We start from the raw sequence: 11,760 nt of genomic DNA, 5'->3' as shown, positions 1-11,760 counted from the left end.
GTCGGCAGAGTCGCTCGGGCGGGTCGCGCGGCGTGGCTTGTCTTCCGCTGGCGCAGCCTCATCGGCCTTGGGTGCCTTGGACGCCGCGGCCTTCCTATTAGGCACCTTGCCGGTCTTGATGGCCTCAATCAGCTCGCCCTTACGCAGGGCGGAAATACCTTTGAGGCCCTTGTCTGCGGCCATTTTGCGCAGTTCCGGAAGTTTCAATGCAGCTAAGTCTTGGGAAGCTGCTGCGTTATCCGTTTCGGTCACGGAGTTCCTTTCGTCGCTTTATTTTGGCTAGCGCTGAAGTACATATGCGCTGCACCGAAAGCTTTCGTGTGGAGTTTGTGGCCCGCTTCGTCGTCAAGCAAAATACGCGCAAACACGCGCAGACTCGCAGGCCAGAATGGTTTTCCACACCGAGCACCCTGCCGGAACATCCCAGGCTGGGCGAAGGGGCGGAAAATTCTACATGCGATGAAGATCGAATCCATGGGCGAAGAGTTTGCTTCATTCAACATCCCCGGACGCGGATCATGTCCGCTGGTAAGCGCGCGAAATCGTGCGCATCACCGTTGATCTTGCAAACTAGTGTAACTGACGCATCCCATTCGTGTATTTCCGACCCCCATTAACCCTGATCCCCGCTAAAGTAGTCTGCATGCTCTCCACCATGCAGGAAGTTCCGATGTCGATTGGCCGGCTCCTGGAGTACGGCTCCACGGTGCACGGATCCACCAAGGTCACCACGTGGCGGACGTCGGAAGCGGAGCAGTCCACATTCGAGTCCATCGCGGCGCGGGCGGCCGCATTTGCCCACGCTTTGGACGATTCGTTAGGCATTGACGACGATCAACGCGTGGCGACGATGCTCTATAACTGTGCTGAGCACCTCGAAGTGATGTTTGGTGTTTCGGCGAAGGGCTCTATCTTTACCCCACTGAACAAGCAGCTGATGCCGGATCAGATTGAGTACATCATCAACCACTCCGATGCAGAGGTGATTGTGGTGGACCCGCGCATGGCGGAGCGACTCGGAGAGATTCTCAAAAACTGCCCGCGGGTGCGCGCTATTGTACTCACGGGTTTGGTGACGCCATCGGAGGTCCGCTCCCTCTTCCCCGTCGATGTTGAGGTCCACTCCTATGAGGCGCTGCTCGATGGCCGCTCAACCGTCTACGAATGGCCCGATTTGCCTGAGGATACTGCTTCGGCACTGTGCTATTCGACGGGTACGACGGGCGCGCCGAAAGCCGTGATGTACTCCCACCGTTCCATCTGGATGCAGGCAATGAGCCTGCGCACAACAGATTCTTTAGCCATCACACACGGTGAATCTTTCCTGTGCTGCATCCCGATCTACCACGTCTTGAGCTGGGGCGTACCGTTCGCAGCCTTCATGTCTGGAACTCCCCTGGTGTTGCCTGACTCGGACGTCTCCCCCGCCACCTTGGCCAAGCTGATCGCGGCGACGCACCCGCGCGTGGCGCACGGTGTGCCGACCTTGTGGATTCAGCTAATGGTCCACTACATGCACAACCCGCCGGAGCGCATGAGCCTGACGGAAATCTACGTGGGCGGCTCTCCCGCCCCACCGGCCATGATCAAGGTCTGGGAGGAGCGCTACGGCGTGGACGTGATTCACGTGTGGGGTATGACGGAAACGTCCACAGTCGGCACGGTCGCCCGCCCACCGTCGGGCGCTTCAGGCGAGGCACGCTGGGCATACCGAATCTCCCAGGGCCGTTTCGTTCCCAACTTGGAATACCGCGTGGTCAATGACGGCCGCGTGGTCAACGCCACCGACCGCAACCAGGGCGAGATCCAGGTGCGCGGCAACCTCGTCATCTCCCGGTACTGGCAATCGCCCGAGGAGCGCGAGAGTGGCACCGCACACGAGTTCCGCGGTGATGTCGTCGACAGTGGCGACGAGCTTTTCACCGAGGATGGGTGGCTGCGCACCGGCGATGTCGGCTCGGTGACAGAAGACGGCTTCCTTACCCTTTATGACCGCGCCCGAGACGTGATCCGCTCTGGTGGCGAGTGGATCTACTCCGTCCAGCTGGAGAACCTCATCATGGAGGCACCGGAGGTCGTCGAATGCGCGGTGATCGGCTACCCAGATGAGAAGTGGGGCGAGCGACCTTTGGCCGTGACCGTGTTATATGAGGAGCACGGCCCGAGTGTGGAGATGGCGGAGGAGCTGCGCGACCGTTTGCGCGCGACGTTGCCCAGTTGGATGCTGCCAGAGTACTGGACGTTCGTGCGTTCGATTGACAAGACGTCAGTGGGCAAATTCGACAAGAAGGACCTACGTCAGTACTTAGCTGAGGGCAAATACGACATCATTGCACTTAAAGGCCCAGGTAACCGGTCACATCCGGAACAGAACTGATCTCCACCGGCGGACAGTCGCTTCACCCAAAGGTGCTTTGTTTTTCCCTCGTATCTTCGTACTATGGGGAACATCATGACCGACCGCACCATTACTAAACTGCCCCTGACTGTGACTCCGAAGCGTCCTGTCACGGAATATACTGCGCCCGCTGATTTGCCGGACGCGCAACCCGATGGCTCACGCCCTCTCGTGGATCGCTTCGGTCGCGTCGCGCACGACCTGCGCGTAAGCCTGACCGACCGCTGCAACCTCCGCTGCACCTACTGCATGCCAGCGGATGGTTTGGAGTGGATCCCCACTGATTTCACGCTTAACGACGAAGAAACCATCCGCCTCATCCGCATCGGGGTGGAAAAACTGGGGATCCGAATGGTCCGCTTCACTGGCGGGGAGCCTCTGCTGCGCAAGAACTTGGACAAGATCCTCGCAGCGACCAAGCAGATGGTCACCGACGAGGGAAAGGCGCCGCAGACCGCGCTGACCACCAATGGTCTGAGTTTGGCGCGCCAGGCGCAGAAGCTGGCAGATGCTGGGCTGGACCGTGTCAATATCTCTTTGGACACCATTGATCCGGAGCTCTACGCCCGCCTGACCCGTCGCGACCGTATCAACGATGTCTTCAAGGCCATCGACGCCGCGTTGGAGGCTGGCCTGCACCCGGTGAAAATCAACGCAGTCGTGATGCCCGGCGTTAATGAAGACGGCATTTTAGATCTTGCCCGCTTCGCCTTGGAGAAGGGCACCCAGCTGCGCTTCATCGAGCAGATGCCTCTGGGCCCCCGCGAGGAGTGGAAGCGCTCTGACATGGTCACTGCCGAGGAGATCATCGACAAGCTGAAGCAGGAATATGAACTGACCCCGGCGAAGGAGCCACGTGGTTCTGCCCCTGCCGCGTTGTGGAATGTGTCCGATGGCGAACTGACCGGTTCGATCGGCATCATCGCGAGTGTGACCCACCCATTCTGCGGTGATTGTGACCGCACCCGCCTGACCACTGATGGCGCAATCCGCAACTGCCTATTCGCCAGCCAGGACTCGGAGACCTCTCTGCGCGACCTGATGCGTGCTGGTGCCAGCGACGACGAGCTTGCTCGCGCATGGGCCGGCACCATGTGGGAGAAGAAACCTGGACACGGCATTGACGACGAAGGCTTCCTCCAGCCGGATCGGCCGATGTCCGCCATCGGCGGCTAAAGTAGGCCCTTATGTCTTCTGATGTTCGTTCCATTCATGACCATCTGGTCGCCGCGGTCGAGCTCGCCGTCCCCCGCGTTCGCCACGATGTACCGGTGCGCGAATGCGCGGGCTTGGTGCTTGCCGACGACGCTATCGCCGAAGTAGCTGTGCCCCCTTTTGATAATTCGGCCATGGACGGCTTTATCGTCCATAGCAGCGACCTACAAGGCGACGGCCCGTGGGAACTGCCCGTGGCTGGTGATATTCCTGCGGGTTCGCGTCCTGTCGACGTGCCAGCAGGCCACGCCGTGCGCATCATGACGGGTGCGCCCTCCCCGACTGGCGAGGGCACTGAGGACCTGATCGTCGTGCCGGTGGAACAAACGAATATTCCACGTGGCCCGGTCCCCTTACCGGAGACGGTGGTGATTAAGCAGGCGGACACGAGCCGCTCGCACCTGCGTCGCGCGGGATCCAATGTTCAACCGGGCGAGGTCGCCGCCACCAAGGGTTCGCGCGTGGATGCGGGCACGATCGCCGCACTGATCTCTTTGGGCGTGGACCAGGTGGATGTCTTTGCCGCCCCGATTGTTGCGGTCATTTCTACCGGCGCCGAATTAGTCGAGCGCGCCGCAGACGCAGAGGACCACCAGATCCCCGATTCGAACCTGCCGATGCTGGAGGCTTTAGCCACGGCGAACGGCGCAGGCCAGGTCCTCGAGTTCCACGCCGATGATGATAATGACGCTTTCCGGGATGTGCTCAGCCAAGCTGTAGCCCAGGCCGACATCATCGTCACCTCCGGCGGCGTGTCCGTCGGAGCCTTCGACGTCGTGCGCGCGGTAACTGAGGAGAGCTCGGAAATGTGGTTCGGCCAGGTTGCCCAGCGCCCCGGCGAGCCCCAGGGCTTGGGCTGGTGGGCTGGCACTCCCCTGGTGTGTTTGCCGGGCAATCCCGTTGCGGCCTTTAACTCTTTCCACGCTTATGTGGTGCCGTTGATGCAGGCAACAGCAGGCCTTGAACCGCAGCAGGAGCTAACGGACCGGCCGCACGTTCGCGTGCGTGTCGACGAGGATTTCCCCGCACCCAACAAGCCGGTGACGCTGATGGTGCCCGTAAGGCTAGATTTTTCCGCTGAAGGTGCCACCGCTATCCCGTTTTCCTCGCGCGGACATACCTCGCACCTGGTCGGATCCTTAGTCAACACGAATGGCCTTGCTGTCGTGGAGTACGGTGACACCTCCGACGAGCGACTGGTATTGCTCACCCGCACCTAAAACATTTGGAAAGACGCTATGAAATTTACGCACTTGAATGACACCGGCCAGGCCTACATGGTCGATGTGACTGAGAAGCAGCCCACCGTCCGCGCAGCCACCGCCGAGGGCGAAGTGGCGTGCTCGCCGGAGGTAATGCAGGCGCTGCGGGACGGCACCGTGCCCAAGGGTGATGTGCTGGCTGTCGCCCGGATCGCCGGGATTTCGGCGGCGAAGAAGGTTCCGGAGCTGCTGCCCTTAGCTCACACGATTGGCGTACATGGCGCGGCCGTGGACTTGGAACTGCGCGAGGACCACGTGTTTATTAGCGCCACGGTGCGCACCGCGGATCGCACAGGCGTGGAGATGGAAGCCCTGACCGCTGTCTCAGTGGCGGCGCTAGCAATCATTGACATGGTGAAAGGCGTTGACCGCAGCGCGATGATTCGTCGGATGGGCATCGTTGCAAAATCAGGTGGCCGTTCGGGCGACTGGTCTCGGGAGCTACCTCAGTGAGCACCGACCCGCAGATGGGAGTGATCATCCTGGCCGGGGGCCGCTCCACCCGCATGGGCGCAGATAAGGCCCAAGTCAAGGTGGACGGCGTGCGCCTGGTCGATCAAGTCCTATCCGGGCTTGACGACGATACCCCCTACGTTGTCGTCTCCCCCTTTGACCTGGGTATCCCCACGGTCAGCGAGGAGCCACCCTTCGGCGGGCCCGTGGCTGGGATCGCTGCGGGCGTAGCCGCTTTGGACACAGACTTCAAGGCGGTTCTCTCCGTTGACGCTCCGGCGTCCCCCGGTTTGCTCGGCAAGTTGAAAGCTGCGCTGGAATCGTCGTCAAGCGATGTTGCCGTGGTGCAGGCAGCCGATGGATTCCTGCAGCCACTGTGCGCGGTGTGGACCGCGAACGGGCTAGATGCTGCGCTGAACGCGCTCGGCGATGTCCGCGACGCACCGGCGAAAAGACTGATCGGCGCGGCACGGTCGCGCGTGGAAGTTGCCGGTGACGGGCGCGAAAAGGACTACGACACTGCCGCCGAGCTGGAGACGCTCGGCGAGGTCGAACTTTAGATTCCGGGCACGCCGAGGCGCTCGGCGATATTGGGCCACACAGAGATGATGACCGTGAGGGCGTCTTTCACTCCGCCGGTCGAGCTTGGGGCGTTGACGATGAGTGTGCCGCGGTGATCGCGGCGGGTGAGCCCCACGATTCCACGCGAGAGACCTGCGTGTGATGAATTTTTCAGGCCTTCGAGCAAGATTTGTCGCTCAAGGCCTTCAAGGCGTGTCGTGATGATGTCCCCGGTGGCTTCTGGAGTGAGGTTTCTGGCGCCCAACCCGGTGCCGCCGCACGTGAGGATGAGGTGGGTGTCGTCGTTAAGCGACTGCGCCATGGCGTGAGAGACGGCGTCATAGCCCTCGGGGACAATGGTGGTCTGGGCGACTTTAAAGCCCGCTTCTTCGAGCATGGCTACCCCCATTGGGGAGGCTTTGTCGGCGCGCTGCCCGGCGATGATTCTGTCCGAAACAACGATGACGTGTGCTTTTGCTAGCTGTGTCACCATAAGTCTTTTTAATCCTTCCAGGTCACTTCCCTGCGCGGAAGGTGACGTATTTACATCATATCTTCGTGCTGTTAATAACTACGATTTTAGTCGTTTTATAGGTTTCTAGCTCGGCTTTTACCAGTTAATATCATTTGTGAAGCGATTAAAAGTAGTAGCTTTAAGGAAGCAGCATGACACAACTAGACACCTCCCAACGCGTCCTTCACGGCTGGGACCCCGAGAACGAAGACTCGTGGGACTCCAAAATCGCGTGGCAGACTCTGTGGATCTCCACCATCACCCTGTTCCTGGGTTTCACTACCTGGTACTTGGTGTCTGCCATCGCCCCCATGCTCAACGAGATCGGGTTCGACCTCACCGCCGGCCAGCTCTACTGGTTGACCTCCATCCCGGGCCTGTCCACTGGCCTGTTCCGCCTGATCTGGATGTTCCTGCCACCGGTGCTGGGCACGCGCAAGCTGGTCACTTTCTCCGCGCTGCTGTACCTGATCCCGCTATTCGGCTGGTTCTTTACGGTGCAAGACACAAGCGCACCGTACTGGTGGCTGCTCACCTTGTCCTTCTTGTCGGGCATTGGTGGCGGTGTGTTCTCCGGCTTCATGCCATCGACGGGCTACTTCTTCCCGAAGTCCAAGTCCGGTACGGCACTTGGCTTGCAGGCGGGCCTGTCCAACATGGGTATGTCTGCCATCCAGCTGGCGGCACCATGGCTGGTGGGCATGTCTATCCCGCTGATCTCCCTGGGCACGGCGCAGACCTCCGCAGAGACTGGGGAGAACATGTGGGTACAAAACGCAGCCGGCATCCTCATCCCGTTCGTGATCGTGATGGTCATCGTCGCCTGGCTGATGCTGAAAGACGTTCCCGTCAAGGCGAACTTCAAGCAGCAGATTGACATCTTCGGCAACGTCAACACCTGGGTCATGTCGGTGATCTACTTCGCTGGCTTCGGCGCTTTTGCCGGCTTCTCCGCCCAGCTGGCTTTGCTGATCAACGATAACTTCGGCGCAAACTCAGACCTTGCGAACAACTTTGATCCTGCCCTGCTTCCAGTCGGCGGCGCGATTGCTTTCTGGTTCCCACTGATCGGCGCAGGTACCCGCGCACTGTGGGGCCCGTTGTGCGACAAGTTCGGCGGCGCGATCTGGACCTTCATCGGCCTCGTCGGCATGGCGGTCTTCACCGGTGCTGCAGCGCTCTTCCTCAACCCGGACTCCCCCGACGCTTTCACGTGGTTCTGGACGCTCATGCTGATCATGGCCTTCTTCTCTGGCTTGGTCAACGCGGGCTCTTTCAAGCAGATGCCGATGATCCTGCCGAAGCGTCAGTCCGGCGGCGTGATCGGGTGGACGGGCGCGGTCGGTTCTTTCGGCCCGTTCGTGGCCGGTGTGCTGTTGTCCATGATTTCGGCAACCGCATTCTTCTGGGGCTGCGTGGTCCTGTTCGTGATCGCGGCAATCCTGTGCTGGGTGTACTACACCCGCCCAGGCGCCCCGTTCCCGGGCTAGCAAGTGGTGCGACCGCCCCAAAAACTTCATAACTTCTTTACTTCTCTTTTCGACGAAGGGACTTTCCTCACATGACTACAGCAGCACACGGAAACGCAGCTAGTGCGGATAATCCGTTGTTCAGCCTCGGCGGCTATGTCCGCCGCGGTGATGTCACCGAATCCGGCCAACAGATCTTCCTAAAGGGCGGGCGCCAAGCCGACGTTTTTTACCGCGACCGCTGGTCCTTCGACAAGGTCACCCGGTCCACCCACGGTGTGAACTGCACCGGCTCGTGTTCCTGGAAGGTGTACGTCAAAGATGGCGTGATCACCTGGGAGAGCCAGTCGGTGGATTACCCCAGCACCGGCCCTGACATGCCGGACTATGAGCCCCGCGGCTGCCCGCGTGGCGCCTCCTTCTCCTGGTACACCTACTCGCCCACCCGCATCCGCTATCCCTATGTCCGCGGTGTCTTGTTGGACATGTACCGCGAGGCGAAGAAGCGCAACGACAATGACCCAGTTCTGGCGTGGCGCGAAATCCAGGAGGACCCGGCCAAGCGTGAGGCCTATGTTTCCCAGCGTGGCAAGGGTGGCCTGGTGCGCGTGCAGTACACCGAGGCCATCGAGATGGCCGCGGCCGCCCACATCTACACCATTCGCCAGTGGGGCCCAGACCGTATCGCCGGCTTCACGGTGATCCCGGCCATGTCGCAGGTTTCCTATGCGGCGGGCACCCGCTTCCTGGGCCTGATCGGCGGCATGCAGCTGTCCTTCTACGACTGGTATGCCGACCTCCCTCCCGCTTCCCCACAGACTTTCGGCGACCAGACAGACGTGCCGGAATCCGGCGACTGGTACAATTCCGCCTACCTGATGATGTGGGGCTCCAATATCCCGGTCACCCGTACCCCGGACTCCCACTTCATGACGGAAGTCCGCTACAAGGGCACCAAGATCGTCGTCGTCGCACCCGACTACAACGACGCCGCCGTGCATGCCGACGAGTGGGTCCGCATCACCACCGGTGCCGACGGCGCCCTCGCCTTTTCCATGGGTCATGTGATCCTCAAGAAATTCCACGTTGAGCAGCGCACGCCTTACTTCATGGACTACATGAAGAAGTACACGGACGCGCCTTTCCTAGTCACGCTCGACGACAACGGTGACGGCACGTTCACCACCGGCAAGTTCCTCACAGCGGACAAGCTTGACGACGAAGCACTGACAAGCTCAGACAACGCGAACTACCGCCTGCTCAACATGCAGGCAGACGGTTCCGTCGTGGACCCGGGCGGCACACTCGCCGACCACTACAAGACCGAACCCGGTCGCTGGAACCTGTTCCAGGAGGGCGTGGAACCGGTCATGTCCGTGGCGGACACCGGGGACTTCGACACCGCGGAGGTCCTCCTGCCACGCTTCGACATGGACGCCTCCGAGGAGGCCCTGGATTCCGACGGGCCGATCGGCGCGGGTGTCTCCCGGCGCGGTGTGCCTTTCCGTGAAGTCAACGGACACAAGGTCACCACCGTCTTCGACATCATGCTGGCGCACTATGGCGTCAACCGTGAGGAGCTGAATTTGCCGGGCTCCTGGCCGGTGGACTTCAACGACGCCACCGAGGTGGGTACCCCAGCGTGGGCCGAGGAGCTCACCAACGTGCCTGTGGCACAGATTGAGCGCATCGCTACCGAGTTCGCAGATAATGCTGCTAGGTCGAAGGGCCGCTCCCAGATCATCATGGGCGCTGGCGTTAACCACTACGTCCACGCAGATACGATTTACCGCACGTTCCTGGCACTGACCTCCATGTGCGGTACCCAGGGTGTTAATGGTGGCGGCTGGGCTCACTACGTGGGCCAGGAGAAGCTGCGCCCGCAAAACGGTTGGGGCCAGTACGCTTTTGCCAATGACTGGAATCGCCCGCCGCGCCAGATGATCACCACCGGTTTCTACTACCTGACTACCTCGCAGTGGCGCTACGACAACTCGAAGGCATCGCGCCTTGCTTCCCCGCTGGCGAAGAACGGGGCTGCCGACGACAAACTGTTGTCCGAGACGCTGGTGGAGGCCATGAAGCGTGGGTGGATGCCTTCCTACCCGCAGTTCAACCGCAACCCGCTGTTGCTGAAGGATCAGGCAGATGAGGCGGGCATGGATGTGAAGGACTTCATTGTCGATGAGTTGGAGTCCGGGCGTATGGAGTTCGCCTGCGAGGACCCGGATGCTCCGGAGAACTGGCCGCGCATCCTGCTGAACTGGCGGACAAACCTGATGGGCTCATCCGCAAAGGGCACGGAGTACTTCCTGCGCCACATGCTGGGCGTGGATTCTGATGTCTCTGCTGAGGAGCTTGCTCCTGAGGATCGTCCGAAGTCGATCCGCTGGCAGGAAGCGCCGCACGGCAAGCTTGATTTGATGATGACGACGGACTTCCGCAACACATCAACCACTCTGGTTTCTGACATCGTCCTGCCCGCTGCGACGTGGTATGAGAAGCACGATATTTCGTCGACTGACATGCACCCCTTCATGCACCCGTTTACCGCGGCGATCGATCCACCATGGGAGGCCCGGACGGACTGGGAGGTCTTCCGCGACTTGGCGGATGCTGTCTCGCGGATGTCCGTGAAGTGGTTGGGGACGCAGACCGACGTAGTGGCGGCGCCCCTGAACCACGATTCACCAGATGAAATCAACCCGTCCATGGCCAATGGGGTCGTGCCAGACGTGAAGGAGACCGGCCTGATCCCAGGTGAAACCATGGCAAAGCTGGTCCCTGTGGAGCGCGACTACACGAAGATCTTCGAGAAGTGGCAGACCTTTGGTCCGTTAACCGCCAAGGCGGGCACCAACGTTCACGGCACTCCTTTCGATGTGACCAAGCAGGTCGACGAGCTCTACCCAATGTTGGGCTCCACACAGACCTCGTCGGCAGGCGATCGCCCGCGCGTCGATACTGATATCAAGGTGGCCCAAACCATCATGCACCTGTCCGGTGTGACAAATGGTGAAGTGGCGAAGAACGGCTTCGAGAACCTTGGCACCCTCATGGGCACTGATACCCGCGAGTTCTGGGAAGGCACCGAAGACGTCCGCATCAACTGGGATGAGATCAAGGAACGCCCGCAGCAGGTGATTACCTCGCCTGAGTGGTCCGGCGACAAGCGCGATAACAAGCGTTATACCGCCTTCTCACTCAACCTGGCGATGGGCAAGCCGTGGAACACTCTGTCCGGTCGCATGCACTATTACATCGACCATGACTGGTTCATCGACTACGGAGAGCAGCTGCCCATCTTCAAACCACCGCTGGACCGCATGCGCCTCAACGGTGAGACCGGGCCGGGTGAACTGTTGACGGGTGAGGACGGTAACCCGGAGATCACCGTGCGTTACCTCACCCCGCACAACAAGTGGTCTATTCACTCGCAGTACTTCGACAACCTGCTTGTCCTGTCCATCTCTCGCGGTGGCCAGGTGGTGTGGATGTCCGACAAGGACGCCCAGAAGATTGGGGTGAAGGACAACGAGTGGATCGAGGTGTACAACCGCAACGGTGTCGTGACGGCTCGAGCGATCGTGACCCACCGCATCCCCGAAGGCACCGTGATTATGAACCACGCGCAGGAGCGCACCGTGGGCACGCCGCTGAATGAGAAGACCGGTCGACGAGGCGGCACCCACAACTCGCTGACACGCATCACAATCAAGCCGGTTCACGTAGCGGGCGGGTATGGCCACCTGTCCTATTACTTCAACTACATCGGCCCAACCGGTAACAACCGCGACGAGGTCACCCGGATCCGTCGCCGCTCCCAGGAGGTGCAGTACTAATGAGAGTTATGGCTCAGATCGCCATGATCATGAACCTGGATAAGTG

General features: G+C 60.6%; 9 protein-coding genes. 7 read left to right on the top strand and 2 right to left on the bottom strand.

The window, feature by feature from the left end; translation table 11 throughout:
* A partial coding sequence (locus tag ACHFGA_RS05105; protein ID WP_394281342.1) for a Rho termination factor N-terminal domain-containing protein occupies positions 1-252 on the bottom strand: 252 nt, incomplete at its 3' end.
* Between the two features lie 391 nt (positions 253-643).
* Between ACHFGA_RS05105 and ACHFGA_RS05100 the strand changes: the two genes are divergently transcribed.
* The 5 genes from ACHFGA_RS05100 (at position 644) to ACHFGA_RS05080 (ending at position 5,888) form a co-directional block, all read left to right on the top strand.
* On the top strand, positions 644-2,377 hold the full coding sequence (locus ACHFGA_RS05100; protein WP_394281341.1) for a long-chain fatty-acid--CoA ligase: 1,734 nt from the start codon (positions 644-646) through the stop codon (positions 2,375-2,377).
* Between the two features lie 75 nt (positions 2,378-2,452).
* Positions 2,453-3,574 carry a GTP 3',8-cyclase MoaA gene (gene moaA, locus ACHFGA_RS05095; RefSeq protein WP_394281340.1) on the top strand — a complete coding sequence of 374 codons (1,122 nt, stop codon included), beginning with the start codon at positions 2,453-2,455 and terminating at the stop codon, positions 3,572-3,574.
* Between the two features lie 11 nt (positions 3,575-3,585).
* Positions 3,586-4,833 carry a gephyrin-like molybdotransferase Glp gene (gene glp / locus ACHFGA_RS05090; RefSeq protein ID WP_394281339.1) on the top strand — a complete coding sequence of 416 codons (1,248 nt, stop codon included), beginning with the start codon at positions 3,586-3,588 and terminating at the stop codon, positions 4,831-4,833.
* A gap of 18 nt (positions 4,834-4,851) precedes the next feature.
* Positions 4,852-5,328 (top strand): cyclic pyranopterin monophosphate synthase MoaC, encoded by a 477-nt coding sequence (moaC, locus tag ACHFGA_RS05085; protein ID WP_394281338.1) that lies wholly within the window; start codon positions 4,852-4,854, stop codon positions 5,326-5,328.
* 14 nt (positions 5,329-5,342) lie between these two features.
* Positions 5,343-5,888, top strand: a complete 546-nt coding sequence (locus ACHFGA_RS05080) for a molybdenum cofactor guanylyltransferase (protein ID WP_394281343.1) — start codon at positions 5,343-5,345, stop codon at positions 5,886-5,888.
* Here the strand turns inward: ACHFGA_RS05080 and ACHFGA_RS05075 are convergent.
* Positions 5,885-6,382, bottom strand: a complete 498-nt coding sequence (locus ACHFGA_RS05075) for a molybdopterin-binding protein (protein WP_394281337.1) — start codon at positions 6,380-6,382, stop codon at positions 5,885-5,887. The genes ACHFGA_RS05080 and ACHFGA_RS05075 overlap by 4 nt on opposite strands.
* Before the next feature lie 173 nt (positions 6,383-6,555).
* Between ACHFGA_RS05075 and ACHFGA_RS05070 the strand changes: the two genes are divergently transcribed.
* A complete protein-coding gene (locus tag ACHFGA_RS05070) occupies positions 6,556-7,893 on the top strand; it encodes an MFS transporter (protein WP_018580860.1) in 1,338 nt (445 codons plus the stop codon).
* 71 nt (positions 7,894-7,964) lie between these two features.
* On the top strand, positions 7,965-11,714 hold the full coding sequence (locus tag ACHFGA_RS05065; RefSeq protein ID WP_394281336.1) for a nitrate reductase subunit alpha: 3,750 nt from the start codon (positions 7,965-7,967) through the stop codon (positions 11,712-11,714).
* The last annotated feature ends 46 nt before the right edge of the window (positions 11,715-11,760 follow it).

Origin of the sequence: Corynebacterium sp. (assembly GCF_043426755.1) — a bacterium.
Lineage (GTDB): Bacteria > Actinomycetota > Actinomycetes > Mycobacteriales > Mycobacteriaceae > Corynebacterium.
This window is presented reverse-complemented; position numbering and strand designations above follow the sequence as displayed.

Excerpts from the sequence above, each read along its gene's own strand:
- moaC (WP_394281338.1), top strand. The coding sequence starts at position 4,852 with ATGAAATTTACGCACTTGAATGACACCGGCCAGGCCTACATGGTCGAT.
- ACHFGA_RS05070 (WP_018580860.1), top strand. The coding sequence starts at position 6,556 with ATGACACAACTAGACACCTCCCAACGCGTCCTTCACGGCTGGGACCCC.
- ACHFGA_RS05065 (WP_394281336.1), top strand. The coding sequence starts at position 7,965 with ATGACTACAGCAGCACACGGAAACGCAGCTAGTGCGGATAATCCGTTG.
- ACHFGA_RS05075 (WP_394281337.1), bottom strand. The coding sequence starts at position 6,382 with ATGGTGACACAGCTAGCAAAAGCACACGTCATCGTTGTTTCGGACAGA.
- ACHFGA_RS05080 (WP_394281343.1), top strand. The coding sequence starts at position 5,343 with ATGGGAGTGATCATCCTGGCCGGGGGCCGCTCCACCCGCATGGGCGCA.
- ACHFGA_RS05100 (WP_394281341.1), top strand. The coding sequence starts at position 644 with ATGCTCTCCACCATGCAGGAAGTTCCGATGTCGATTGGCCGGCTCCTG.
- moaA (WP_394281340.1), top strand. The coding sequence starts at position 2,453 with ATGACCGACCGCACCATTACTAAACTGCCCCTGACTGTGACTCCGAAG.
- glp (WP_394281339.1), top strand. The coding sequence starts at position 3,586 with ATGTCTTCTGATGTTCGTTCCATTCATGACCATCTGGTCGCCGCGGTC.